This is a genomic window from Clostridium sp. LY3-2, from assembly GCF_024705715.1.
Taxonomy (GTDB): domain Bacteria; phylum Bacillota; class Clostridia; order Clostridiales; family Clostridiaceae; genus Clostridium.
In genome coordinates this window covers 1-26,344 of sequence record NZ_JAMDLQ010000051.1, presented here as the reverse complement: position 1 = coordinate 26,344, position 26,344 = coordinate 1, and the positions used below count along the sequence as shown (strand labels likewise).

At 28.7% G+C, this 26,344-nt stretch carries 26 protein-coding genes; 3 read left to right on the top strand and 23 right to left on the bottom strand.

Features of this window, described 5'->3' with window-relative positions; all coding sequences use genetic code 11:
* Positions 1–120: 120 nt before the first annotated feature.
* The 8 genes from upp to M4I33_RS14820 all read right to left on the bottom strand — a co-directional run bounded on the left by upp (position 121) and on the right by M4I33_RS14820 (position 7,005).
* Positions 121–750 carry a uracil phosphoribosyltransferase gene (gene upp / locus M4I33_RS14855; protein WP_194192509.1) on the bottom strand — a complete coding sequence of 210 codons (630 nt, stop codon included), beginning with the start codon at positions 748–750 and terminating at the stop codon, positions 121–123.
* 46 nt (positions 751–796) lie between these two features.
* Complete coding sequence (gene rpiB / locus M4I33_RS14850) at positions 797–1,246, bottom strand: ribose 5-phosphate isomerase B (protein WP_257917556.1); 450 nt, start codon at positions 1,244–1,246, stop codon at positions 797–799.
* 76 nt (positions 1,247–1,322) lie between these two features.
* Positions 1,323–1,775 (bottom strand): low molecular weight protein arginine phosphatase, encoded by a 453-nt coding sequence (locus tag M4I33_RS14845; protein ID WP_257917555.1) that lies wholly within the window; start codon positions 1,773–1,775, stop codon positions 1,323–1,325.
* A 20-nt stretch (positions 1,776–1,795) separates the two neighbouring features.
* Positions 1,796–2,842: an L-threonylcarbamoyladenylate synthase gene (locus M4I33_RS14840; protein ID WP_257917554.1), complete on the bottom strand. Its 1,047-nt coding sequence runs from the start codon at positions 2,840–2,842 to the stop codon at positions 1,796–1,798.
* Positions 2,843–2,865: 23 nt separating this feature from the next.
* Positions 2,866–3,450 (bottom strand): hypothetical protein, encoded by a 585-nt coding sequence (locus M4I33_RS14835; protein ID WP_257917553.1) that lies wholly within the window; start codon positions 3,448–3,450, stop codon positions 2,866–2,868.
* 58 nt (positions 3,451–3,508) lie between these two features.
* The gene (gene prfA, locus M4I33_RS14830) at positions 3,509–4,591 is read right to left on the bottom strand and encodes a peptide chain release factor 1 (protein WP_194192504.1); all 1,083 of its coding nucleotides are present in this window, start codon (positions 4,589–4,591) and stop codon (positions 3,509–3,511) included.
* A 55-nt stretch (positions 4,592–4,646) separates the two neighbouring features.
* Positions 4,647–6,401, bottom strand: coding sequence for a peptide chain release factor N(5)-glutamine methyltransferase (gene prmC / locus M4I33_RS14825; RefSeq protein ID WP_257917552.1), 1,755 nt, complete (start codon positions 6,399–6,401; stop codon positions 4,647–4,649).
* A 16-nt stretch (positions 6,402–6,417) separates the two neighbouring features.
* Entirely contained in the window at positions 6,418–7,005 is a 588-nt protein-coding gene (locus M4I33_RS14820; protein WP_257917551.1) for a thymidine kinase, read from the bottom strand.
* 197 nt (positions 7,006–7,202) lie between these two features.
* Between M4I33_RS14820 and rpmE the strand changes: the two genes are divergently transcribed.
* Together rpmE and M4I33_RS14810 are read left to right on the top strand one after the other, a co-directional pair.
* On the top strand, positions 7,203–7,409 hold the full coding sequence (rpmE, locus tag M4I33_RS14815; RefSeq protein ID WP_194192501.1) for a 50S ribosomal protein L31: 207 nt from the start codon (positions 7,203–7,205) through the stop codon (positions 7,407–7,409).
* A gap of 205 nt (positions 7,410–7,614) precedes the next feature.
* On the top strand, positions 7,615–8,727 hold the full coding sequence (locus M4I33_RS14810) for a glycosyltransferase (RefSeq protein ID WP_257917550.1): 1,113 nt from the start codon (positions 7,615–7,617) through the stop codon (positions 8,725–8,727).
* A 41-nt stretch (positions 8,728–8,768) separates the two neighbouring features.
* Here the strand turns inward: M4I33_RS14810 and rho are convergent, their stop codons facing one another.
* The 12 genes from rho to M4I33_RS14750 all read right to left on the bottom strand — a co-directional run bounded on the left by rho (position 8,769) and on the right by M4I33_RS14750 (position 22,175).
* Positions 8,769–10,175 carry a transcription termination factor Rho gene (gene rho, locus M4I33_RS14805; protein ID WP_257917549.1) on the bottom strand — a complete coding sequence of 469 codons (1,407 nt, stop codon included), beginning with the start codon at positions 10,173–10,175 and terminating at the stop codon, positions 8,769–8,771.
* 349 nt (positions 10,176–10,524) lie between these two features.
* Entirely contained in the window at positions 10,525–10,824 is a 300-nt protein-coding gene (locus M4I33_RS14800) for a hypothetical protein (protein WP_257917548.1), read from the bottom strand.
* Positions 10,825–10,935: 111 nt separating this feature from the next.
* The gene (locus M4I33_RS14795) at positions 10,936–11,355 is read right to left on the bottom strand and encodes a DUF1934 domain-containing protein (protein WP_257917547.1); all 420 of its coding nucleotides are present in this window, start codon (positions 11,353–11,355) and stop codon (positions 10,936–10,938) included.
* Between the two features lie 14 nt (positions 11,356–11,369).
* On the bottom strand, positions 11,370–12,359 hold the full coding sequence (locus M4I33_RS14790; RefSeq protein ID WP_257917546.1) for a tRNA 4-thiouridine(8) synthase ThiI: 990 nt from the start codon (positions 12,357–12,359) through the stop codon (positions 11,370–11,372).
* Positions 12,360–12,435: 76 nt separating this feature from the next.
* Positions 12,436–13,086, bottom strand: a complete 651-nt coding sequence (gene spoIIR / locus M4I33_RS14785) for a stage II sporulation protein R (RefSeq protein ID WP_374707717.1) — start codon at positions 13,084–13,086, stop codon at positions 12,436–12,438.
* 68 nt (positions 13,087–13,154) lie between these two features.
* On the bottom strand, positions 13,155–13,997 hold the full coding sequence (gene ispE / locus M4I33_RS14780; RefSeq protein WP_257917545.1) for a 4-(cytidine 5'-diphospho)-2-C-methyl-D-erythritol kinase: 843 nt from the start codon (positions 13,995–13,997) through the stop codon (positions 13,155–13,157).
* Between the two features lie 114 nt (positions 13,998–14,111).
* Positions 14,112–16,742 (bottom strand): cyanophycin synthetase, encoded by a 2,631-nt coding sequence (gene cphA / locus M4I33_RS14775; RefSeq protein ID WP_257917544.1) that lies wholly within the window; start codon positions 16,740–16,742, stop codon positions 14,112–14,114.
* The gene (locus M4I33_RS14770; RefSeq protein WP_257917543.1) at positions 16,729–17,553 is read right to left on the bottom strand and encodes a cyanophycinase; all 825 of its coding nucleotides are present in this window, start codon (positions 17,551–17,553) and stop codon (positions 16,729–16,731) included. Before M4I33_RS14770 ends, cphA begins: the two co-directional genes overlap by 14 nt.
* Positions 17,554–17,790: 237 nt before the next feature.
* Positions 17,791–19,356, bottom strand: coding sequence for an SPOCS domain-containing protein (locus M4I33_RS14765; protein ID WP_257917542.1), 1,566 nt, complete (start codon positions 19,354–19,356; stop codon positions 17,791–17,793).
* 376 nt (positions 19,357–19,732) lie between these two features.
* Entirely contained in the window at positions 19,733–19,969 is a 237-nt protein-coding gene (locus M4I33_RS14760) for a Veg family protein (RefSeq protein ID WP_194192490.1), read from the bottom strand.
* Between the two features lie 200 nt (positions 19,970–20,169).
* Positions 20,170–21,060, bottom strand: a complete 891-nt coding sequence (gene yabG / locus M4I33_RS14755) for a sporulation peptidase YabG (protein WP_257917541.1) — start codon at positions 21,058–21,060, stop codon at positions 20,170–20,172.
* Between the two features lie 116 nt (positions 21,061–21,176).
* A complete protein-coding gene (locus tag M4I33_RS14750; protein ID WP_257917540.1) occupies positions 21,177–22,175 on the bottom strand; it encodes a CotS family spore coat protein in 999 nt (332 codons plus the stop codon).
* A 108-nt stretch (positions 22,176–22,283) separates the two neighbouring features.
* On the opposite strand from M4I33_RS14750, the gene M4I33_RS14745 reads away from it, so the two are divergent.
* The gene (locus tag M4I33_RS14745; RefSeq protein WP_257917539.1) at positions 22,284–23,408 is read left to right on the top strand and encodes a glycosyltransferase family 1 protein; all 1,125 of its coding nucleotides are present in this window, start codon (positions 22,284–22,286) and stop codon (positions 23,406–23,408) included.
* Between the two features lie 33 nt (positions 23,409–23,441).
* On the opposite strand, the gene M4I33_RS14740 is transcribed toward M4I33_RS14745, so the two are convergent.
* From M4I33_RS14740 to M4I33_RS14730, 3 genes are read right to left on the bottom strand one after another with little or no spacing between them, the layout of a single operon-like run.
* Complete coding sequence (locus M4I33_RS14740; RefSeq protein WP_257917538.1) at positions 23,442–24,485, bottom strand: CotS family spore coat protein; 1,044 nt, start codon at positions 24,483–24,485, stop codon at positions 23,442–23,444.
* 8 nt (positions 24,486–24,493) lie between these two features.
* Positions 24,494–25,192, bottom strand: coding sequence for a hypothetical protein (locus M4I33_RS14735; protein ID WP_257917537.1), 699 nt, complete (start codon positions 25,190–25,192; stop codon positions 24,494–24,496).
* A 9-nt stretch (positions 25,193–25,201) separates the two neighbouring features.
* On the bottom strand, positions 25,202–26,188 hold the full coding sequence (locus tag M4I33_RS14730) for a CotS family spore coat protein (RefSeq protein ID WP_257917536.1): 987 nt from the start codon (positions 26,186–26,188) through the stop codon (positions 25,202–25,204).
* Positions 26,189–26,344: the final 156 nt, after the last annotated feature.

The following is a 26,344-nucleotide window of genomic DNA, read 5'->3' as shown; positions in this document are numbered from 1 at the left end:
TTTACGGCTCATCTGAAACACTTAATACTTTAACTTCTGAAATGAAAGATAACTTAGATAAGTTTGAAATATAAAAAAACATCCGCAAAAATTTTGCGGATGTTTTTTTATATTAATTTATTATTTTGTTCCAAATAGTCTATCTCCAGCATCTCCAAGACCTGGTACTATATATCCTTGCTCATTTAATTTTTCATCAATTTGAGCTACGAATATATCTACGTCTGGGTGAGCTTCTTTAACTGCTTTAATTCCTTCTGGTGAAGATATTAAAACCATAAGTTTAAGTTGTTTTGCTCCTCTTGCTTTAAGCATAGTAAGAGCATCTGCAGCTGATCCTCCTGTTGCAAGCATTGGATCTACAACTATGATATCTCTTTCGTGAATATCTTGTGGCATCTTACAGAAATATTCTACTGGTTGTAATGTTTCTTCATCTCTATAAAGACCTATATGACCTACTTTAGCAGCTGGGATAAGTTTTAATACACCATCTACCATTCCAAGTCCCGCTCTTAATATAGGAACTATTGCAAGCTTTTTACCAGCTAACATTTTGCATTTAGTTTTGCATATTGGTGTTTCTATTTCAACATTTTCAGTTGGTAATGTTCTAGTTACCTCATATGCCATAAGCATTGAAACTTCTGAAACTAATTCTCTAAAATCTTTTGAACCTGTTTCTTTACTTCTTATAAATGCTAATTTATGTAATATTAGCGGGTGATTTATTTCTGTTACTTTACTCATTGTTATACCTCCAAAATATCTTATATATTAATATTAAATAATAATATTATTTGCTGTATTTCTCTTCTATAGCAGTTAATTTATCTATTCTAGTTTGGTGTCTTCCACCTTCAAATTCTGCTTCTAAGAAAGTCTTAACTATATCAAGTGCAAGTCCTGTCCCTACAACTCTTTGACCCATAGCTAATATATTTGCATTGTTATGTTGTCTAGTTGCGTGTGCACTAAATGTATCAGAACAAAGTGCTGCTCTAATTCCTGGTACTTTATTTGCAGCTAAGCTTATTCCTATACCAGTACCACATACAAGTATACCAAAGTCATATTCTTTGTCTTTAACGCTTTCTGCAACCTTTAATGCATAGTCAGGATAATCACAAGACTCTAAAGAGAAAGGTCCAAAGTCTTTTATCTCATACCCATTTTCTTTTAAATATTTAATTATTTCGTTTTTTAACTCAAATCCACCATGATCTGAACCTAATGCTATTTTCATCTTTATAACCTCCATGTCTTTTATCTTGAATGTAATTTATATCATAAAAAAAGAAAGTAGTAGTATGTAATAAAAATTACATAATTCCTTCTTTCTTTATTCTATCTAAAACACGAGAAACTAATTCCTCTAATTCTTCATAAGTTTTTTGGTAAACAACTACTGAGCTACCGTATGGGTCTGTTACTCCACCCTTTACGCCAGCATACTCAGTAATAGTATAAACCTTGTTTTTAAATTTTGGAAATTTTTCTTTTATAAAATCTCTTGAATAAGAAGACATTGTAAGCACTATATCAGCTTTTTCAAGCTTTTTAATACTAACTTGTTTTGCTTCCCTATCATTTATATCGATATTTAATTTATCTTTTACTAAATTAATAGATTTTTCTGTTGGTAAACTACCAGGTATAATTGTGATTCCTGCCGAATCAGCTATTATATCTATCTTTTTACTTAACTTATTTAAAATTTCTGCCGCTATTGGACTTCTACATACGTTTGCTGTACATACGAAGAGAACATTCATACTAAAAAAACCTCCAAATTTTATGCCTCTATTATATCATAACCTGCTGCTTTATTTAATCTGTTCATTATTGCTATACCTAAACCTTCTTCAGTAAAGGCTTCTGCTAGAATGATATCAACATTTAAGTCGTTGCATTTTCTAAGTGCTTCAAAAAGATTACTAGCTACTTTACTTAAATCGTTATAGCTACCTAAAACAATCTTTTCTCCTTCAGAATACATATCTATATTTTCTTCTGATATAAGTATTCCAACCTTCATTCCTGCTTTTATATAATTGTGTACCATTTCTCTGATTTTTTCAATAGTTTTTTTTCTATTTCCTTTAATTATTTTAAGCTTTGCGTTTGGCGCGTAGTGTCTATACTTCATTCCAGGCGCTTTTGGCTTAAAATCATCTGAATTATTTAATAATCCTTTATCTATTTCTATAGAGCTATCAACTTCTCTTAAACTCTCTAAAGTTACTCCACCTGGTCTAAGAACTATAGGAGGTGTTACAGTACAATCTACTATTGTAGATTCAACTCCTACATTGCTTTTATCTCCACCTATAATATAGTTAACTCTGCCTTTTAAATCTTCTATGCACCTTTCTATATCAGTAGGGCTTGGTCTCCCACTAATATTTGCAGACGGTGCAGCTATTGGCACCCCTGATTCTTTTATTAACTTAAGTGCTATATCACTTTTAGGCATTCTAACCCCTATAGTGTTTAATTTTGCACTAGTTTCATTTGGTACTATATCTTTTTTTTCTAATATTAGAGTCAGTGGTCCTGGCCAAAATTTATCCATTAGTTTTTTTGCAACTTCTGGAACATTTTTTACATATTCATCAATATCTTTAGATGCAACATGAATTATTAAAGGATTATCTTGAGGTCTACCTTTAGCTTCAAATATCTTCTTTACAGAATCACTTTTTAAAGCGTTAGCCCCGAGTCCATATACTGTTTCTGTAGGGAAGGCTACTGTTCCGCCATTTCTTATAACTTTAGAAGCTTCTTTTATAAATTGCTCTTCTCCAATTTCGCCTTTTAAAACAGCTATCTTTGTTTCCAAAATTTTTTCCTTCTTTCTTTAAGCTAAAGGATATCTCCTCTTGCTATTTTTATGTTTTGAATGCAGCTTTCTGTGTAGACTGCTTTAACGCAAGCACTATACATTTCCCTTAAAAATAGGTATTTTTTTAAGCCGCCTTTTTTAATTATCTGATAAAAATATTCTTCTTCTGGATTCATTCTTTTTAATTTTAAATATTCTTCTGAAACTTCAGGATATTTAAGTAAAAAGCCTTTAACTATAGGCTTTACCTTGCTTTTACGGATATTACTTCTGCTTAAAATAACTATTTCCATATCTTCTTCCATTTTACTTGTATGTACTACTGCCACCTTGTCGCATATAATAAGCTTTTCCTTTGTAAACATTCCTGATACAAACCTTATTTTATTATTTTTATATGAATATTTTAGCTTCATGAAATCAATTCTTTTTAGAATTGAAAGGATTATAAGTAATTCAATAAAAATTAGAAGTACATCTAAAAATATCGTGTTTATACCTGTAAACCACAAAGAAAATGGAAGAACTATCCCTATTAGCCCCATAAGAATATAAAATCTTTTGTTTGATTTTTCTTCTAACTTCAAAGCTTTATATATATCCATATTCTAACCTCATTATATTTTAAAAGCCTTACAAATTAATGCAAGGCTTTTTCTATTTTTAGTTTTCAGTGTTTCCCATAGCTTTCATTTTTTCAGCTTGGTCTGCTGCAATTAATGCATTTATAACTTCGTCAATATCACCGTTTAAGAATTGCTCTAATTTGTAAAGAGTTAACCCTATTCTGTGGTCTGTTATTCTTCCTTGAGGATAGTTGTAAGTTCTGATTCTCTCACTTCTATCTCCAGTACCAACTTGTGATTTTCTATCTTCTGCTATTCCTGCATTTCTTTCTGCTTCAGCTTGCTCGAATAATCTAGCTCTTAAAACTTTCATAGCTTTTTCTTTGTTTTTAAGCTGTGATTTCTCATCTTGACAAGAAATTACTATTCCTGTAGGCATGTGAGTAAGTCTAACTGCTGAGTCTGTAGTATTAACGCATTGTCCACCGTTACCTGATGCTCTAAATACATCAAATTTAATATCTTTTTCGTTTATTTCTATTTCAACATCATCTACTTCTGGTAAAACTGCAACTGTAGTAGTTGAAGTGTGGATTCTACCGCTTGATTCTGTATCTGGAACCCTTTGAACTCTGTGAACTCCACTCTCGTATTTAAGTTTAGAGTAAGCACCTTGACCTTTTATCATAAATACAACTTCTTTGAATCCACCGATTCCAGTTTCGTTTGCACTCATAAGCTCAACTGTCCATCTGTTGTTTTCTGCATATCTTGTATACATTCTGAAAAGATTTGCTGCAAATAATGCTGCTTCATCTCCTCCAGCCCCTCCTCTGATTTCAACGAATACGTTCTTGTCGTCGTTAGGGTCTTTAGGTAATAGAAGAATTTGGATTTCTTTTTCTAATTCTTCTTCTCTTGCTTTAAGTTCATTAATTTCTTCGTGAAGCATTTCTTTCATTTCTGGATCTGATTCTTCTGAAAGCATTTCTTTGTTTGCTTCTAAATCCTCTATTGTTTGTTTGTAGTTTCTATACGCTGTTACTATTATTTCAAGTTCTGCGTGCTCTTTACAAAGTTTTCTCCATTCAGCTTGGTTTGCCATAATTGACGGGTCGCTGATTTTTACTGAAAGTTCTTCATACTTGTTTTCTGTAAACGCTAATTTATCTAATAACATATTATCACTCCGTACTATGATTTTTCATATTTTTTAATTATATCATATAAGATAGTTACTTTTCAATAATATAGCTTCCTATAACGACTCTGTCATGTCCTGCTAAATCTTTAATAACTCTTACGTTTTTATAATCTGTTTCTTCCATAAGGATTTTAACTTCTTCTCCTTGGTCGTGACCAATCTCAAAAGCTAAAATTCCGCCATGCTTTATAACACTTGTACTATCTTTAATTATTCTTCTATAGAAAATTAAACCGTCCTCTCCTCCACTTAAAGCAGTATGAGGTTCGTAATCTTTAACGTCCTCCATAAGAGTTTTTATAACAGCTTCTCTTATATAAGGCGGGTTTGAAACTATAATGTCATACATTCTAGCTCTTTCTATAGAACTTTTTAAAAGGTCACTTTTGTAAAAGCTAACCCTATCTTCTAAGTTTAACCTTTTTATATTATTTTTAGTCACTTCTTCTGGAACTTCAAAATAATCTATTTCTTCTACAGTTATATTTTTTCTGTAGTGTGCTAATGCTAAACCTATAGCCCCGCTTCCAGAACAAAGGTCTAAAACTTCTAAGCTTTCTTCTTCACCTATATTCTTTAAAACTTCCTCAACTAAAACTTCTGTATCTCCTCTAGGAATTAAAACCCCTTCTTTTACATAAAGGTTAAGTCCCATAAATTCCGTTTCACCTAAAATATATTTTATAGGTTTTTTGTTTTTTCTTTCCTTTATAAGGTTAAAGAATATACCTTCTTTAAATTCATTTACCTTTTCGTCTTTATTTACTAAAAGATATAACCTATCTCTTTCTAAAACTTTTCCTAAAATTAAAGTTGCATCCATCCTTGATGTATCAATTTTAGCTTCATCTAATATTTTAGTTCCTTCATTTATAAGTTCATTTACAGTGCTCTCTATTCCTTCTGCTGCTTTTAATGCTTTTATAGCTACTTCTATTTGAGAGTCATCTGGTTCTTTAGTTGTTATCTTTTGTAATTCTAATCCTGGTTTTGCTATAGCTTTTGCCAATCTATTTTCACTCTTTCCTAACCATCTTATTATTTCATATGTGATACCTGATATCACTGGTATTAATATTATTCTAAGTAATAGTCTTTCTAAAAAACTTCCCCAACCTGTAAAAGCAAATACTATTATACTAACAAACATTATTAAAAATAAAAAGTTTGTTCCACACCTTGGGTGAAGCCTACCGTATTTTCTAACATTTTCAACTGTAAGTTCTTTTCCGTCTTCATAACAAAATATAGTTTTATGTTCAGCTCCATGGTATTGAAATAACCTATAAATATCTTCAAGTTTACTTATTCCTACCATATATAATACTAAAATTGTTATCCTAATTAACGCTTCTATTATATTAAGTGAGAAAGAAGAAAATCCAGCCCCCTTAAATAAAGAAGCAATGCCTGTAGGTAGTGCTAAAAATAAAAGCATAGACATTATAAAAGCCACACCCATAGTAAACCAAACAATCACATCATTAGTTTTTTCTTTAAATTTAGATCTTAACCAATCTTCAAAAGCTGATGGTTCAGTATCTTCAAAAAAAGATGCTGAATAATTTAATGACTTTATCCCTTGTATTAAAGAATCTATAAGTATAAATCCACCTCTAATTATAGGTAAATTTATAAACTTATATCTTTTTGTGATAGGAACTGTTCTTTGCATATCAACTGCAATTTCACCATCTTCTTTTCTAACAGCTGTTGCAAGGCCTTTTTGACCTCTCATCATTACGCCTTCAATAACCGCTTGGCCACCCACATCGCATTTTTTCAAAAACAACCTCTCCCTTTTATTTAGTATTTTTAAATTTAAAGTAGCATTCTCCACATAATGACTCGTATTCAATTTCATCATTATCATCTATAGCTACTTGCGCCCCTTCAAAAACAAACTTTCCATTTATTTTTCTACCATTTAATAGTGCTTTATTTCCACATTTACATATAGTTTTCATTTCTTCTACACTATGTGCAACTAATAATAATCTTTCGCTTCCTTCAAATCCATCCATCTTAAAGTCTGTTCTTAATCCATAGCAGATAGTAGGTATATTTTGAGTTACTGCAAGTTCAAATAACTCATCTACATGATGTCTTTTTAAAAATTGAACTTCATCTACTAAAATGCAATCAAGCTTCCCATTTTCCTCTATATTTCTTTTAGCTAAATCTATTATATTATCATCTTCTCTTACTACTAAATCTACTTCTCTTACTACACCTAGTCTTGAAACAAGTTTAGTCCCTCCTTTTGCATCTATTTCAGGTTTTAAAAGGATAACTCTCATTCCCCTTTCTTCGTAGTTGTGCGCAACTTGCATAAGGTGCGTTGACTTTCCTGAATTCATTGCTCCATATCTAAAGTATAATTTACTCAATCTAAAACTCTCCTAACCAATTGTAATTTTCTATAATCATCTTACATAAGATTATAGCATTTTTAGTCTATCTATTAAAAATATTTTTTTAATTTTAGAATTATTGACGATTAAAATACCTTATGTTATACTCTAGTAGTTGTTTATTTCGAAATACACAAATGAAACAACTAAAACAATATAAAGAGGTGAAACAAATGAAACAAGGCATACATCCTGAATACCACCACGACGCAGTGGTTAAGTGTGCATGTGGAAATACTTTTACAACTGGTTCTGTTAAAGAAGAACTTAAAGTAGAAATATGCTCTAAATGCCACCCATTCTTCACTGGAAAACAAAAAATTGTTGACGTTGGTGGAAGAGTTGATAAATTCAACAAAAGATTCAACCTTACAAAATAATAAGAGTTTTACTCTTATGGGAAAGACTACTGTCTTTCCCATTTTTTGTTTTTGAACTAAATTTTATAAATTATTACTTACTTATTTATTATTTATAAAATTTTTTAATTTTATATTTACCTATTTGATGTTAAACTATTATCATGTGCATTAGATTTTTAATATATGTACAATAAATTTATTAAATATGAAGCGAGTGAATTTGATGAAAAAGGTTTTAATACTAACTACCTCAACAGGGCAAGGACATAACCATGCAGCAAACGCCCTTTGCGAGTTACTTAAAAAAAATGGCTTTGAATATGCAAAACACGACTTCCTTGAAGGTAGCAGTAAATTATTAACTAATGCCATCATAGGAGGATACGAGTTATCAGCAACGAAGTTTTCTCACATTTATGGTTTATCATACGTTCTTACTAACAATAAGTTTATAAACCCGCTTTCTACAATACCTTTTCACTTTGTTATAAAGAGAATAAAGGCTATTATAGATAAAGAGAAACCTGACCTTATAATTACTACACACCCTATAAGTGTTAGTATATTAGATAACTTAAAAAAACACGGCTTAAATATCCCAATAATCTCTGTAGTTACAGACTTTAAGCCTCATTATACTTACATAAGCAAAAGATTAGATGCCTACATTACAGGTAGCGAATATACAAAAGACTGGCTAGTTAAAAAAGGAGTAGAAAAATCAAGAGTTTACCCTCTTGGAATTCCTATAAACTCTTGCTTCTTTTTAAAGGATAAAAATATAGATATCTTAAAAAGAGATAGCTACTTTAATATACTTTTAATGAGCGGAAGCATGGGCCTTAAAAATATTTCATATGTGCTTCAAGAACTACTTTATAACGAACATAAATTAAGAATTACTGTAGTTTGTGGTAATAACAAATCATTAAAAGAAAGTTTAGACGAACTCTCTATTAATTCTTATAAAAATAAAAAACTTCATATAGTTGGATTCTCTACAGATATTGCAACATTTATGGAGTACTCTGATGTTTTAATATCAAAACCTGGAGGACTTACAGTTACAGAGGCTATAGCTAAAAATTTACCTTTAATTATTCCATTTGCTATATACGGTCAAGAAACTGAAAACACTAAGTTTTTATGTGAAAATGGATATGCTATAAAAGCAAATAGTATAAAAAATATAAACCCTATAGTAAATGATCTTATAGAAAATGAAGATAAATTAAACGGTATGAGAGAAAGATTAGCTTCTTTAGCAAACACTTATTCTGGAGATAAAATTATAGAACTTTCAAATAAGTTAATTAAAGAATATGAAAATAAATAATTATATAAAAAAGGTTGTATTAAATTAATACAACCTTTTTCTTATAGAGTTTTATCAAAAAACTTTATAAATTCATCATTATTTTTAGTGTTACCTAAAAGTTTAATAACATTTTCAGTTACGTTATCTGAATTTCCTTCAGAGTACATTAACCTTCTCATTTTAAATGCTACTTCTTTTTCTTCTTTATTTAATAATAAATCTTCTTTTCTAGTTCCTGATTTATAAATATCTATAGCTGGGAATATTCTTCTTTCTTGAAGCTTTCTATCTAAATGAACTTCCATATTACCAGTTCCTTTAAATTCTTCAAATATCATATCATCCATTCTTGAACCTGTTTCTATTAAAGCAGTTGCAAGGATTGTTAAGCTTCCGCCCTCTTCAATATTTCTAGCAGCTCCAAAAAATTTCTTTGGCATAATTAAAGCCCCTGGGTCTAATCCCCCTGAAAGAGTTCTACCTGTTGGATTTATTGTTAAGTTATAAGCTCTTGAAAGCCTAGTTAAACTATCTAAAAGAATTACAACATCTTGACCTTGTTCTACCATTCTTTTACCTCTTTCAAGTACCATTTGAGATACTTTTGAGTGGTTTTGAGGTTCTTCATCAAATGTTGAATAAATAACTTCTCCTTTTATAGACCTAGTCATATCTGTAACTTCTTCTGGTCTTTCATCTATAAGTAATACTATTACTTTCATCTCTGGATGATTTTTTGAAATATTTTGTGCTATCTTTTTAAGCAATGTAGTTTTACCAGCCTTTGGAGGTGCAACTATCATTCCTCTTTGTCCTTTTCCTATAGGACAAACTAAATCCATAAGTCTAGTAGATAAATCATCTTCGCCCTTATCTTCTAATCTTATTCTATCAGTTGGATAGATTGGAGTAAGTTTTTCAAATCTTCCTCTTCTCACAGCTTTTTCAGGATGCTCGTCGTTTACTGACTCTACAAAAATTAAAGCTCTAAATTTTTCTGTCTCTTTAGCATCTCTAACTTTTCCCTTTACTTTATCGCCAGTTCTTAAATTGAATCTTCTAATTTGTGATGGTGATACGTAGATATCATCACTACTACTTAAACAGTTTTTACCTCTTAAGAAACCAAAGTTATTATTCTCTTGAATATCTAAAATTCCTGAAACAGTAAAAGTATTATCATCTCTTTGAGCCCCATTATTATTTCTATCTATATTATTTTCTCTATTATTGTTTTCTCTATTATTAGTTTCTCTACTATGAGCTTTCGGTGAAATTTTTTCTGTAAGAACAACGCCATCTTTTTTAATTGTATTTGCAGTTTTTTCTTCGTTTTCTTTTAATTTTTCTATTATAACTTCAATTAGTTCATTCTTTTTATATTTAGAAATATTTTTTATTTCTAATCCCTTAGCTTCTTCTTTTAATTTTGCTAAGGTCATTTTTTCATATATATCTTTTGTCAAAATGACACCTCCAAAAATCTTTTATTAAATTATACCTTTAATTTTTTGGGATTTATTATAAGACGCGTTAATAGATTACTAAACTTTCTTTTATTATCCTCTAAGGAAGAAACCTTTTCAAGTAGTTATTTGTAAATTTGTTAATATGAAATCATTAACAATTAATGTACATTTAGGAATAAATTCAAGACAAAAATATTAGATTGACACTAGAATACTTTTTAAGTATAATAAATATTACCCCACAAACGAAGATTGCGGGGTATTGTATTGTGTTGTGTTTTTTTGTATGAATAATATCATAGATTATATGCTATCATAAAATACTGTTAATTACTAGTATTATGTATCATATATCTATGATATTTTTTATATCTTTTTCAAGATCATAATATCTTTTTCTAAAGTTTCTATTTATAAGCAATTTTTCTTCTGCTTTTCTAATGTTATTATATAAACTTCTTCTCGTCTTCACGTTAAGAATTCTTTTTAACCCCTCTTCGTCTACACAATTATATTTTTTAAGGCAAAGTATAACTAAATACTTAAATTCTTTTTCTTTTAAAATATCTTCAAGTTCATCATTAGATATATTATTTTTCTCACAAATAGTTTTAATTATAGTTAAATACTTTTCGTGATTGCCCATAATATACCACCTCCTAATTATAATTTTGCCTTATTTTTCATTTTTTACTCACTTAAAACAAAAAAAATAAGATTGCTTTATTTTAAAATAAAACAACCTTAATTTATATATCTATACAGCTTTTTTAATCTGCATAATTAATTCTGTATTTAAAGGCTCTTGCCCTTGGACTATCATATCGTAATTGATTTTAACTACTCCGCCTTCTTCATTTAAATCAATTTCAAGTTTTCTAGTCTCTAGTGATATCTCAAGCATTCCGTATGGAGTACTATATAAAGATACCTCTGGCTTTTCTTTTTGAAATCTCATGTTTGTAGTAGTTGAACCTTCTCTTTCTAAAATAACATAATCTTTTCCGATTTTTATAGTAGTGTCAGTTCCATCCATACCTGAAATTTCTGTTTCTTTGTATTTTGCAACAAATTCATCTTCTATCTTTTCGAAAGTTCCAGGACTTATAACTTCTATAAGTTCGTCACCTTCCATAGTAGCGTTACTTGTTACATTAATTATTGCTTTGTTTTCCATACCTTTTTTCCACCTTACTTAGATTGAATTAAATATTTATTTATTTCCTCTTCAGATGCTGGTTTTTCTTTAGCAGTTCTGTCAAAAACTTTTCCGAATTTACCGTAAGATATTTCTACTTCATCTAAGTCTTTTCCTTTACTGTATCTTCCTACGATTTTTAAAGCTAATTTTATATCTTCTTCGTTTAACTCACCAGTTGCAATAGCCATAGCTCCATTATGACTTACTGGATAAAATACTGTATCATTTTCATCTAAAAGAGTTTTTATAATATCTCCTTCGTCTTTAGTTCTAGATACTATAATCTTAGAACCATTTGGAGTTATAAAATGTCTTCCATATCTTAAAAGTTCTATTTCTTTCGGTGTAGCATCACCTTGTCTATCTACGAATTCTCTAAGTCTGTGCGCAAAGTTTGGCTCTGTTAACCTACAACCACCAGCTGGTGAAGGGTAATCTACTATATTCCATTTTTCAGCAAGTTCAATTTGTGGTTTTCTGCTTCTTCCTGAAATATTTAATAACTTTTCTCTATCTACTAATCCATCTTTCTCCATTTGAGTTTCTTCAAGATTTTTAGCACATAAAGGTCTTAATATTATATCTGAAAATCCAGATTCACTTTTTACTTTATTAAGAGCTTGCTTGTTTTGAGACATAGGTCTTTGGTTTAAAACCTCACCTGTTATTATAAAATCTGCATCAAATCTTTTTAATAACTCTCCTGAATATCTCATCATCATAGCGTGACAGTCTATACAAGGGTTCATATTTTTACCCCATCCGTGTTTAGGGCTTTTAACCATTTCAAAATGTTCTTTTGAAAAATCTACAACCTCTAAAGGTATATCTATCTGCTTTGTCATTCTCTTTGCATTTTCTTCATTGAAAAAATAAGATCTGAAACATATTCCTATTACTTCTATTCCTTGATCTTTTATTAATTTAGCTGCTAGTATGCTATCTAGACCTCCTGATACCATTGCTAATGCTCTAGTCATTAGACAACACCCCCATATGTTAATTTAGTGTACAAGGTATAGTTTATGATTCTTCAAAGCATTTATCAAGTATTTTTTATTTTGAAAAAATATTTTCAAAAATTTCTACTACTTTAAACTTCATTTTAACATCATCTTTACCTTCTTCTAAAACAACTTTTTTGCCATCATTTTTCAATGCTTCTTCCATCCTTTTTTCTGTTTCTTCGTATGCAACTTCACCTTTAGTGACGTCAACAAAACAAAGCGGAGGGAACATAACGCACCACCAATTTTGACCTTTAGCTTTTTCAATTAATATTCTATAAGCTTCATATTCTCCTTGTGGCAAGATTATATTTCCATAAACTTTCTCTGGAAAGTTTTCTTTTTTAAGTTCTGTTTTTACTGTGTAACTATAACCGTTATCTTTAATTACTTTATTTGCAATATTAATAACTTTAGAATTGTTTTTATTTAATATTTCTCTAGACTCATCTATACTTTTAGAATTTTTTAAAAGTGGCTCTAAATATTTTATAACTTCATCTCTCACCTTTAATTTTAATTCTTGATCTTCTTTACTATCACTATTTGCTAAAACGTGAAATCTTATTATTTCATCTTTAACATTGTTATAATCATATTCAATGTAGTTATCCGCTTTAACCTCAGTGCTTGTACAACTTATTAATAAACTTCCTAATATTAAACTTAAAATTATAAATAAACTTTTTTTAATCTTCATAATAAATACCCCCTGATATTTTGATTATTACCAAATATCAGAGGGTTATACATCTAAAATAAATTTTTTTAAATAGTTCTAGTTATATATGTATCTTTATATCTATGTTTCATATAATCATAGCATTCTTTTGCTTTAAGCATATCATCAAAAAAAGCAAACACAGTAGGCCCGCTACCGCTCATCATAGAACCTATTGAACCTAAATCAAGCATTTTTTGTTTTATAGATATTATCTCTTTATGCTTATTTAAAGTTACATTTTCAAGTAAGTTTTTCATATTTTTAGCTACAAATCTTAAATCATTTCTTTCCATAGCTTTAATTAAACCATCTACATCTGGGTGAAATACTACTTTAGATAAATCAAAAGCACCATAAACACCTTTAGTAGAAACTCCAAATGGAGGCTTTACTAAAACTAATATCTTATCTTTAAAAGGTTTTAGTTTAGTTATTTCTTCTCCTATACCCTCGCAAAGAGCAGTCCCACTATTTATACAATAAGGTACATCTGCACCAAGTTTAACTCCGATTTTTCTTAATTCTTCATCACTTGCATTAACTTTAAATAACCTATTCATAAGTTTTAAAACTGCAGCACCATCTGTACTACCTCCAGCAAGACCTGCTGATACAGGTATGTTTTTCTTTATATCTATAGAAACTCCTGAATTTATGTTATAAGTATCCATAAATAATTTTGCTGCTTTATAAGCTAGATTTCTTTCATCAGTTGGAACGTAATGCTTATTACAACTTAAAACTATTCCTTTATCTATCTTTTCAACATATATTTCATCATATAAATCGATACCTTGCATAATCATCCTTAAAAGATGATATCCATCTTCTCTTTTTCCTATTACATCTAGAGCTATATTAACTTTAGCATAAGCTTTAATCTTCATAGCTACCCCTTCCCGAATTCATTCTTTCTTTGTTTTATATATATTATAACCTATTAATTTATTTTTTCACTATTATTTATTAAAATTTAAAAGGGCTGCTTTTTAGCAACCCTTTTATTCGTTCCACTTTTCTAAATTAATTTTATTTAAAGTATTTAAAGACTCTACTTTAATTTTTTTGATTAAAGATTCTAACCTTTCAAACTCTTCAAAGAAGCAAATAATAGTATCTCCTTCTTCGCTTATGCTGTAGGCGTATTCCATAGCTTTTAATTCATCTAATATTATTTTAGTTTTATTTAATTTATCTAAAGCTATTCCTGATTTTATAATCTTTGAAACTTCGCCTTTTTCTCTTCCTCTTCTATCTATATCTTCTTTTATTATTATATTATCTAAAAACTCACTACAAAGGTTTGCTACTTTAATTAAGCTTTCATCACTTCTGTCTCCCGGAACACCAACTACTCCTATTATTTTTTTGTATTTAGTGTTTTTTAAAGAATCAAAAACTGCTCTATACCCTTCAATGTTGTGTCCGTAATCTAAAATTATGCTTCTTCCATTTACTTCGTATATATTAAACCTACCTTTGTTGTGATTAGAGTCTAAGTAGAAACTTTTAAACCCTTTAGCTATCATACAGTAATCTATACCCATTCCAACTAAAGCAGCACAAGCCCCTAATGAATTTTCTATATTAAAAGATAGCTTTCCATCTAAAGTTATAGGTATATCTTTTATATTTAAAACTTTATATTTTTTAAAGTTATTCCAAACGCAAATACTCTCTTCATCTATAGATACAGCTATTTCGCCTTTTGAAATATTTTCTTTAATTAAGGCATTGTCTTTATCTTTTGAGAAGTATATCTTTTTATTTTTAATTCTTTTTATTATTTTAGTGCTCCATAAGTCATCTGCATTTATTACAGAGTAACCCTCTTCTTTAACAGCTTCTAAAACAAGTGATTTTACAAAACTTAACTCCTCTAAAGTGTCAATTCCTCCAATCCCTAAATGATCTTCTGTTATATTTGTTAAAACTCCTACATCTGCTATATCATAAGCTAAACCCTTTTTAAGTATCCCACCTCTTGCTGTTTCTAATACAGCTACATCAACTTCTCCGTTTAAAAGAACGCTCATTGCACTTTCAAAACCAGTATCATCTCCTACATCTATGCATTCGTCGTTTATAAAAATCCCTTCTGTAGAAGTCATACCAACGTTTAATCCCATCATTTTGTAGGTGTGTGCTATAAGTCTAGTTGTTGTTGTTTTTCCGTTAGTTCCTGTAACTGAAATAATAGGGATGTTTTTAGGGTCCCCGTCATAAAGATAATTAATTATGCGATTTCCTACATCTCTACTTTCTCCGATACTTGGGTGGTGGTGCATTCTAATTCCAGGTGCTGCATTAACCTCTATTATTGCACTTTCACTATCTAGCGGCTTACTTATATCTTTAGTTGTTATATCTATACCACAAATATCAAGCCCTATAATTTTAGCTGCCCTTTTACAGATTTCTTTGTTTTCATCACAAATTTCTTCGGTGCAATCAATTGCAACTCCACCAGTTGAGATGTTAGCATTTCTTCTTAAAATTATAGATTCACCATTTTTTATAACACTATCTAAAGTAACCCCTGAGTTCTTTAGTTCTTTTAATAATTCTTTATCTATTTTAATCTTAGTTAAAGGTTTTTCGTGGTCTTCTCCACGCCTTTTATCTTTGTTTACCTCTTCTATAAGTTCTTTTACAGAACTTATCCCATTTCCTATTATATAAGGTGGTATTCTTTTAGATGCAGCTACAACTTCTCCATTTACAACGCATACCCTATAATCGTTTCCTATAAGATATCTTTCTAAAATTATATCTTTGTAATCTTTTTTTATTCTGTTGTAGCTTTGAAGTAACTCTCTTTTATTTTTTATATTTAGGATTATCCCGTTACCTTGATTACCAAATTGAGGTTTTAAAACTAAAGGATAACCTATATATTCTGCTTCTTTAAGTAACTCTTCTTTGTTAAATATTTTTATACCATTTGCAACTGGTATGTTTTGACTTAAAAGAAGTGTTTTAGTTAAAGCTTTGTCGCAGGCGATATCTGCACTTAAGCAACTAGTTTTAGAGCTTATAGTAGCTTCTATAAGCCTTTTTTGTCTTCCGTAACCTATTTGATAATAACCGGAATTACCTATTTCAAAAACAGGAAGTCCGTAACTTTCTGCCGCTTTTTTTATGGCACTTGTACTAGGTCCTATAGTTTCTTTATCTAATATTTTTTTTATAGAATCTATTTCAAAGTCAAAATCTAGCTCTTCTTTTTTAATAAGGGAGTTTATTATTTTTACACTTAACTCAGCTATTTTTAATGCTGTTCTTTCGTAGATATACTGAAATACTAAGTAATAATGTTCTCCTTTAACTTCTCTAGCTTTTCCGTAAGAAACTTCGATTCCTAGCTTGTTTTGTAATGCTATTATAGTGTGTTCGCATATGTGAGTTAGGTAAGTTCCCTCATTAAGCCTTATTACAAAACCGCCTTCTACATCTATACCACATCTGTGACTATAAAGTTCAGGTACATATTTTAATAATTTTTCATTAAAGCCTTCAATATCTTTACTAGGAATTTCTGCATACCCTTCTAAATCTACATCAATTCTTATGCATTTTTTGTGAGAATATATATTTCTTCCTTTAAATATTTTTTTGCTAGTTATCTTCATTTTTAATTACTTCCTCCTCAAAAGGTATCCTTTTTTCAAGGTCAAAAACGTCCCCTTTGTTTAATAAATGTAATTTAATATTAAATATACTGAAAGTCCTACTTTTCTCTTCTTCCCAAACGTTTGAGTAAGTAATATCCTTTCCGTCTATTATGTAAACAGCGCCCTCACCTATTGCTTTGATTTTTTTGTCTCTACTAACTATAATAGCTGTGTTTTCGTCAATACCTATCCCTAAGGTGCTAGGATTTTCACTTATAGCTGATATAAGCCTTCCTATCCTCCCCCTTTGAGAAAAGTGCTGATCTATTATTACCCCATTTAAAAGTCCAAGCCCAGCTGACATACTGACAGTCTTCTTACTTGGTGCTTCTTCATCATCTCCACTTAAAATCATCGTGCTACTCATAACAGAGGCTCCAGCTGACGTTCCTACTATAACTTTATCTTTTGAACTATTAAGTTCTTCCCCTATAGGACTTCCTCCTATTAAAGAAGTTATCCTAAGCTGGTCTCCTCCTGTAAAAAAAATAAGCTTTGCATTTTTAACTTTTTTTATATTTTCTTCTTTATAAGCTTCTTCTCTAAATTCCATATTTAAAAATCTTAAGTTTTTTACACCTATTTCTTCAAAAACTTTTTTATAATCGTTTGATACTAAACCTTGAACTTCTGAAGCTACAGTAACTACTAAAAGTTCATCTTTTTCTTTATCTATTAAATTACAAACATCCTTTAAAATGACCTTTCTACCTTTTTTGTCCTCGGCTCCTCCTATAATTACTAATTTATGCTTCTGTAATCCTTCCAAAATAGCCACCTCAATTCATGCGTTATTTATTATTGCCAAATTTATTTAATATATTCAAAATTCGTCTAATCAAAAGGATTTACTATTAATCTCTACAAATATTTTCTTCAATTTAAATTTTTATATTCAATTTATGATAACTTTATTTTTATTTCTATTAATAAAATAAGATGCTCCGATTCCTTTAATGCTTTTTGCTTCATAAAAAAAGCTGCCCTTAGGCAGCCATTTATAAATCTATTTTGAAATAGCTCTTCCTGGAATAAGTATTTTTTCTCCAGAAACTAGCTTTTCTCCATCTTCCATTTCATTAAGTTCCATTATTTCAGCCATAGTAGTCATATATTTTTTAGCTAAATTCCAAAGAGTATCACCTTTTCCTATAACATATATAGTTAAGCTTGCTTTTTTCTTTAACTCTTCTCCTTCAACTTCTTTTATATCGCTAACTAACTCTTTTTTTACGTTATATAAAACTTTACAATTCATAACTACGTTAGCTTTTACAGCTATAGTGTTAGCTTCTATCCCTAAGTCTAAATCTTCTAAACAAGCCTTAGCTAAAACTTTCATCTTTTCATCAGCATCTTTAGCTTCTATAGTAGCACCAAAAGGAATATCTCCTTCTACTTTAGATAAATATTTTTCCTCATCACTAGTCTTATAAACTGCACATACTTTTATATATCCTTCTATATTTAATTTATCTTTAGAAACTTGTTTGTCTGTAACTATTATATTTCCTGATGCTGCAACTATATATTCTGGCTTCATATCATCTTCTTTTATATAAATATTGTCTTTAACTACTGTATCTGAATTATATACTCCATGAAGCATTCCCATTTCAACTTCTTCTTTTTCAATTTGAACTGGAACTTTAGGTGAATATGCATCCATAATTACATCTATATTTTCTTTTGAAAATACTTTTACTTTACATTCTGCCATAAATTCTATGTTAACTATTCTAGCTTCACCTAAATCATCTTCTTCAACATTTATATCTTTACTTACTAGATCAAAATCTGCTGCAATAGTTATATCTTGCTTCATTTCAGGTATCATTAATTCTTTAGATATATATACGCTATCTTCTAAATAATGAACTTCTTTTCCTTCACTTCCGCAATATAATATACGAATTTTAGAGTAGCATCCACAATAAGCTTTATCTTCACCTAGCTTTATTTCTTTCTTTTGTAATACTATATCTGATTTTAATATTCTAGATACTTGTGGTTTGTCCATACTTACTCTTAAAACAGATTTTCCAACTATATCTAAAGTATCGTTTAAATCTGTTTTGTTTATAACTTCTGATTTTTTAAGTACTTCTACCCCCTCTTCACATTCAATATCTTTTATCATTTGAACTTCTTTTCCTTTGTAAACTTCAAAATTCAAGTTAAGTATGCCGTTTATTGCAACTTTCCTCTCATTTATTATTTTTGCTTCAATATGTTCTACTCTGCAATCTACTTCACAGACTGTTTTATGTTCAGCTTCTTCTAGCTCTATTTGGTTTGAAAACTTCTGAGAATAATTCACAGAACAAACAACCATACCTTCTTCTCTTGCTAAATAAAGTACATTGTAGTCTATTCTTCCTTCAACGTTTAATTTGTTTCCTGCCATATCCTTAGATAAAACTATTGGTTTTGCGTCAACCATAAGAACTTCATATACATCCGGATGTGTATCTGGAATTAAATATTCTTCATTTATCATTTCTGATTCCTTGTTTTCGTCTGCTAGTTGTTCTAATTGTACATTTTCTTTTATTACATCTATTTTTTCCATTTTATTACCCTCCCATAAAATACCTACTATCATTTATATACTTAATAGTTAGAAAGTATGACTACTTTTTTAATAAAATTTATTAATTTATCTACAGCTATTTTACATAATTTGTAAAATACATAATTTAGTAAATGTTTTCATAATTTTTTTTAATATTTTTTAATAAATTTTGTTGACAAGGGTATCTTTATGTCGTAATATAGTAATTGGTTATTGACCATATAACCTCTCATAAATTCTCAATACCCTTTTATACCATAGTTGAAAGATGGAAACCCACCATCTTTCTTTTTTTTGTCTAAATTTATTTTATAGTTTATATATATAAAAAAAGCTAGTATTAATTCCTAAGAATTAACGCTAGCTTTTTTTACTATCTTGGAAAATCCAATTGTACTGTCTGTGTTAATACATCTGAGTAACTATATGTCACGGTTCTTTGGGTGTCGTTTTCTAATCTAATAACGAAAATGCTAGGGTATACACTTTCTATAACTCCGTCATTAACCAGAATCTTTTTTCTTCCTCCATTAGCTTTCAGAGTCACCTTTTCTCCTAAGTGGCCCTCAATGCTTCTTTTTATAGAGGCAATTGTTCTAATATTTTCCACGTAAAACACCCCTCTTTCTAATTTAGATTATACCATTTTTTACAAGTGAAGTCAAATAAAATTTTAATTTTATCACTTACACATAATAAAGTCAACATATTTTCTAATATTATTACTATATTATTTTGTGCAATTTTAATTTATTTATACATCTTAAATCATTTAAAATAAAAGATATAATATTAAGACAACTTTTTTAACTAGATATATGGAGATTTAGGATAGCCTTCTCTGTACTTTCCTCTAGTTTGTAATCCCCCAACCCCCTTTAAGCCAGTTATAGTATTTTCTATAACATCTTTAATAGAAACCACTTCGTCGATTTTTGTATATGCTATCTTTTCACAAACAAATACAGGATCTAAGCAATGTATCAATACTCTACTTGGAGATGATGCAAAATTAGCTCCTGCATCTAAAATGCATTCATAACAGCTTTGACAAGCTCCTGCAAAAATAACAAGTTCATCATAACTAGAGTTGTATTCTCTAAGTGCCTTAACTGAATCTATATAATATTTAGAGTTTCTATAGCTTCCTAGATCTAAGTAGTCATTTACTCCTTTAAATACGCTATCGTGACCAGTTAAAACCACAATATCAGGTTTTATCTCTTTAACTAAATCAATAATAACAGAAGGCTGCTCACTTTCTGAAACTGCTCTTCCTACTGCATCTAAAGAAAGCTGTTTATATACTTTAAGGCATGTATCTAAGTATTCTTTATCTCCATCTACATGAAGTATCCTTCCAGGTCTTCCAAAAAACATCTCACTATTACTTACATTATTTTTTTTTATTTTTGTTCCTATTTTAATGTTTCCATCATTACTTTTTCTCATCCCTATATTTCTATCACTCATAGCTTTTTTTATAGCACTATCAACTTTTTTATTTAATATTTTATCTTGCTCTCCGTTATAATCCTCTTCAACTTCTTCTAAATCATTAATTTTTGAATCTGCGATTATTCTAATATTTATTCCTTTTAATATATATAAGGGTCCGTCTTTTCCATCCTTTATATCTATAACCTTAAATGTAATATCTTTATCATAAGACTTTCTGACTACTATATCACCGATTTCCATTTTTTATTCCTTATAAATTACTTATTCATATATAAGTATGATTTGATAATATTTTCTGTGATTTTTTAAACCTAAAATTTAAAACATATTAAAAAGACATCTTAAAAGATGTCTTTTTATAAATTATACTCTTTTCTAAATACTTCTAAAAACTCTAAATATTTATCTTTCTCATCTATGATATTTTGTAGCTTTTTAGAAAATGTATTTTGACCCCAATTAACTTCATTATAATAATACCTGTTTGCAAGTCTCCAATATCTTTGTGGAAATTGAAGGTATGCAAGTAAAACTTTATACTCATCATCTCTTAAAGGTGAAACTTTGTTATAAGAATCTAATATGCCTTTTGCATAATCGAAATTCCAATCTACCCTTTTTAAAACTTTTATCATAAAATTTGATACATCAAACGCTCTTATCTCTCTTTTACTATAATCAAAATCAATTATATTTACGTTATCTTCTTTATCAATTATTATATTGTGATAAGTATAATCATGGTGACAAAAACTCTTGTCCCTTTCTGCTATGTCACAAAGCTCATTATAGTTAGATTCTTCTAATGTCTTATGTGCTATTTTACCCATCTCTTTATAAAATTCCATAGACTTAATATAAATCAAATCAAATTCACTTTTATTTGTCTTTTTTCTAGACATATCTCTCATTTTATCTAAAGATTTTACTCTCTTTTTCATAAGATTTGGCCACCTACCTAAGTCACTTTTAAGTTTTGAATTTTCAGGTGGATCGTATCCTTTTGAAGCCTCATGCAATTTTGCTAAAGTTTTAGAAGCTAGTTTCACATCTTCTAGGTTATGAAAATCACATTCTCTTCCTTCAAGCCATTCTGAAAGTGTATAAAGATCTTCGTTTACTAATGCATATGGCTCACCATCTATATTTAAATAATACTTATCAACGCTCTCAAATCCATTCTTAATTAAATGCTCCTTTGCACCGTAAACAAATAATAATTTTTGAGGTCCATAGTTTATCTTTTTAAGACATCTAAGCCCATCTTTACTTTTAAGGCAATATACTCCTTTACTTGGCTTTATATTTTCGATTTCTAAATTAAATTGCCTTTCTATTTCAAACTCTCTCATCATATTTCCTCACCCCCTATATATCTATATGTCATCTACTCCACTTTTATTAACATTTTTAGATATATCTTAATATAATATATAAAGATTAATGTTTGAGAGGATATAAATATGAAAATCGGGATAGATGGAAGAGCTGCTAAATGGTATCGCGGAACTGGTATAGGAACTTATACGTATCAACTTATAAATAATCTTAATAAAGTAGATAGGATAAATGATTACTTAATTTTCACACCCTTAAATTCTGATTTACAAAACTTAAATAAAAACTTTAAGATTCAAAACGTTGATTCTAAGTCTTTTGAAAACTTTTGGGATGAAGTTAGAGTTCCTAATCTTCTTTCTAACAACAACATGGAACTATATCACGTTCCTCAAAATGGTGTAGGTCTCTCAACTAATATAGAATGTAAAAAAGCTATTACTTTGCACGATATAATTCCACTTAAAATGCCGCATACAGTAAGCGAAAGGTATTTACGTATATTTAATGATGAAATGCCAAATATCCTTAATAACTGTGATGGAATTATAACAGTTTCAGAATTCTCTAAAAATGATATAGCAGAAGGCTATAATATCCCAAAAGAAAAAATATACGTAACTCACCTAGCGTCTGAAGATATTTATAGACCTATGAGTAAATGTAAATGTCAAAAGATAATAAAAGAAAAATATGGCATAGACTCTAAATTTATATTATATGTCGGCGGGTTTAGTCCAAGAAAAAATATATTAGGCTTAATTGAAGCTTTTTCCTTAATACCATATTATAAAAGGCAAAATTTAAAATTAGTTATAGTTGGTAAAAAAGGCTTATCATACGAAAAATATTTAAATAGAGCTATAGAACTTGGAGTTTCAAACGATGTAGTTTTTACAGGGTTTGTAGAACTTTACGATCTACCTCTTTTTTATAATGCAACTGAAATGCTAGTTTATCCTTCTTTTTATGAGGGCTTTGGTCTTCCCCCACTTGAAGCTATGGCTTGTGGCGCACCTGTTATTGCATCAAATATAACTTCACTTCCTGAAGTTTGCAAAGACTCTGCATTTTTAGTTAATCCTTATGATATAGAAGCTTTAAGTTCTGCTATATGCAGAGTATTAGATGATAGTTTCCTTATGCTAACTTTAGTTAAAAAATCTTTAAGTAGAAGTCAAGAATTCTCCTTTGAAAAAACTTCCCTAGATACTATAGCTGCCTATAAAGATATAATTTTAAATAATTAACTATAAAAGATGATGACAAAAGCCATCATCTTTTTATTTTAATTTATGAATCAAATATTCTTTGAATTGAACTAAAAATTCTCTTCTGTATTTATCATTTTCTATTTTAACTAAAAGTCTATTTAAAAATACATTGTAATCCCATTCTTTTTCTTTATGATAATAAGATTTTATTATTGAATATAAATCCTTAGAGTAACTTAAATTTATATATATTATTTTATATTCGTCTTCTGATAGAGGATTATCTCCTTCATAAGCTTCTAAGGCGGCTTTAGCTTTTACTATATCAAACACATTATTTTTTATCCATTTCAAGATAAAATCTGAAACATCTAAGGCTCTTAAATCTATATTTGAATAATCAAAATCTATAATACTTACCTCCTCACCTTTAATTAAAAAATTATGGTGGGCTAGGTCATTATGAGATAATACTAGATTTTCTTTATCATTTATAAGTTTTTCGTAATTACTCACCCAAATCATCTCTTTAGCTCTTTTTACATCTTCTATTAAAGAATCGCTAAGTTCTAAAAATAAATTATCAAACTCATTTTTATAGTGACTTTTTGTAACCCAATCTTTTATGCTTACTAGATCATTTTCTATTTCTTCAAATTTATAAATTAAATTATCTCCTTTAAATATTTTTATATCTTCACTTTCAAGGCTAAAGACTATTTTTTCTGAAGCTTTATGAAGCCTTTTTAAAGCTTTCATACAAAGTTCCACATCTAAAATATTGTTTATAGTAGCCTCTCTACCTTCTAAAACATCCATAAGTATATAGTTTTCATCTTTCCATCTCAAATAAGGTTTTCCTTGTATACTTTGAAATTTTATAGTATTTTCAAAGGTCTTATTTATATATTCTAAGCTTTTATTTATAAAATTAATCTTATCTTTATCGTAGTCAACTTTCTTTAAAATCTTTTTTGAAGATTTAGTATTTATAAGATACACTTTTCTAAGAGGTGTTATATCTAAAGGACAAATCCCTAAAGAATCGAAAAATTCCTTACTTAAATCATATTTACAAAGATATTTTTTTTCTGCATATCTAACTCTATTCATCTCTCCTCCTAAAAACTTAAATCATCCCTACTCATAATTTTAAGTAAATAATCAAAATTTATTTCAAAAGATTCATTTTTATCTAAATACTTAATACAATCATCTTGAAGACTTAATTTTAAAATTATATATTCTTTGCTTATATCATTTAATTTAGCCTTTTCTATATATTTATCTATGCATTTTTCAACAAAATAAAAATCTTTAACCTTTTTAACTTTTCTCATATAATTTATAAAGTCTTCTTCTATAAGATTAAAACTCATCCTCTTTATTTTCCCTATCTCTATTTCATGTACTACTCTAAGGTTCGTTAAATCTAACTTTGATATACAAATTTCATCCCTTAAGTTTCCTCTTCTAACTAACTCTTTAAACTTTTCATCTTTTAATTTATTTATTGTATCGTTAAACTTATTTATTAATGATTTTTCTATATGATGATCTTTTATATTAGAGTATTTATTTGTAAGCCTTCTTCCTATAATCTCAAGCTTTGAATTTTCTCTTCCTATCTCATTTAAAACTGAATCATCTTTTAAAGTGTGGTATTTCATAAAAATCCTTTGTACTTCTACTATTAAATCTATATGATTAAGTAATTTTTCTTCATCATGTAAATTTGAAACTCCAAAATAGTTTCCATTCAATTCAATATTGTTTTCTATTAAAAAACTATTTAATAAAGAATCATTAATATTAACCACCCCTTCTCTTTAATAAAATTTTTGTATAAACTTTTCTCTATATTTACTTTCAATAATATATTTTTCTAATCTTTTATTAAATTTTTCACTTTTCCAAGGCTGCCTTTCCCAATAAGCTTGAAGACCTAACTGCCAAAAACCTTGAGGATATCTTATAAAGCCTTTCATAACATCTAATTTATCTTTGTTTATAGAGTTTACTTCACTATATGAATTAATAATTTCATATGCTATATTTTCATCCCAATTATTAGCCCTTAAAACCCTTACTAAAAATGAACTTAAATCGTGCAAATAACTATCTAATATACAATAATCAAAATCTATAAAAGTTACATTTTGATTTTTATCTAATAAAATATTATGATCCGCTAAATCGTGATGACAAACACAAAGCCTCATTAAATCTTCACTCATAATTTCTTTGTACTTAGATTTTTCTAAATCATCTATAGAAAGATCTGCTAGATATAATTCTCTATCTATATTATCTAAATAAAGATTATCAAAATAATCTTTTGATATCTTTTGATTTATTCTCTTTTCAAAATCTAAGATTTCTTCTTTTCTAGTTTTAAATACATTTATCCAAGAAAACCAATTAACTCTAGGCCTCATAAGGGGTTTAATAACAAACCCTTCACTAGCTTTGTGAAGATACGCTATCTCTTTAGATATGTTTTTAACTTCATTTAAATCATTAAAATTAGCACTTCTACTTTCTATCCACGGAGTTAAATATGCATATCCTTCACTAAACCTTATATAATCTTCATTGCTTTTAGTTTTAATAAAATTTAACACGTTTCCGTTATTATTAACTATATGATTTATAACGTTATATATAAAATAAAAATGAGGGAAATCATACTTTACAACTTTTAAGCAGTATCCCTCAAAACCATTTATCTTATAAGTATTTTTAACTTTTTCTAACGAGTTTACTTTTATATTATAATTATCCTCTATAATATTTTTTATCTGAAATTTTTCCATAAGAAACCTCCTAACATCTCTCCTTTTTATTATATGAATTTATATAATTTTTGTGATTTTGTATCACAAAATTAAATACCTTTAATATTTTATATTATAGATATTATAAGGAGTGCTTTATGAAAATAGGAATTGATTCAAGAAGTATTAATTTAC

Coding starts and splice junctions, on each gene's coding strand:
- spoIIR (WP_374707717.1), bottom strand. CDS start 13,086: ATGAAGATTAAAAAAAGTTTATTTATAATTTTAAGTTTAATATTAGGA.
- M4I33_RS14835 (WP_257917553.1), bottom strand. CDS start 3,450: ATGGATATATATAAAGCTTTGAAGTTAGAAGAAAAATCAAACAAAAGA.
- yabG (WP_257917541.1), bottom strand. CDS start 21,060: ATGGAAATCGGTGATATAGTAGTCAGAAAGTCTTATGATAAAGATATT.
- cphA (WP_257917544.1), bottom strand. CDS start 16,742: ATGAAGATAACTAGCAAAAAAATATTTAAAGGAAGAAATATATATTCT.
- M4I33_RS14740 (WP_257917538.1), bottom strand. CDS start 24,485: ATGAATAGAGTTAGATATGCAGAAAAAAAATATCTTTGTAAATATGAT.
- rpmE (WP_194192501.1), top strand. CDS start 7,203: ATGAAACAAGGCATACATCCTGAATACCACCACGACGCAGTGGTTAAG.
- M4I33_RS14750 (WP_257917540.1), bottom strand. CDS start 22,175: ATGATGAGAGAGTTTGAAATAGAAAGGCAATTTAATTTAGAAATCGAA.
- M4I33_RS14810 (WP_257917550.1), top strand. CDS start 7,615: ATGAAAAAGGTTTTAATACTAACTACCTCAACAGGGCAAGGACATAAC.
- M4I33_RS14765 (WP_257917542.1), bottom strand. CDS start 19,356: ATGGAAAAAATAGATGTAATAAAAGAAAATGTACAATTAGAACAACTA.
- M4I33_RS14795 (WP_257917547.1), bottom strand. CDS start 11,355: ATGGAAAACAAAGCAATAATTAATGTAACAAGTAACGCTACTATGGAA.
- prfA (WP_194192504.1), bottom strand. CDS start 4,591: ATGTTATTAGATAAATTAGCGTTTACAGAAAACAAGTATGAAGAACTT.
- M4I33_RS14730 (WP_257917536.1), bottom strand. CDS start 26,188: ATGGAAAAATTTCAGATAAAAAATATTATAGAGGATAATTATAATATA.
- upp (WP_194192509.1), bottom strand. CDS start 750: ATGAGTAAAGTAACAGAAATAAATCACCCGCTAATATTACATAAATTA.
- ispE (WP_257917545.1), bottom strand. CDS start 13,997: ATGAAGATTAAAGCTTATGCTAAAGTTAATATAGCTCTAGATGTAATA.
- M4I33_RS14790 (WP_257917546.1), bottom strand. CDS start 12,359: ATGACTAGAGCATTAGCAATGGTATCAGGAGGTCTAGATAGCATACTA.
- M4I33_RS14745 (WP_257917539.1), top strand. CDS start 22,284: ATGAAAATCGGGATAGATGGAAGAGCTGCTAAATGGTATCGCGGAACT.
- M4I33_RS14800 (WP_257917548.1), bottom strand. CDS start 10,824: ATGGGCAATCACGAAAAGTATTTAACTATAATTAAAACTATTTGTGAG.
- rpiB (WP_257917556.1), bottom strand. CDS start 1,246: ATGAAAATAGCATTAGGTTCAGATCATGGTGGATTTGAGTTAAAAAAC.
- M4I33_RS14845 (WP_257917555.1), bottom strand. CDS start 1,775: ATGAATGTTCTCTTCGTATGTACAGCAAACGTATGTAGAAGTCCAATA.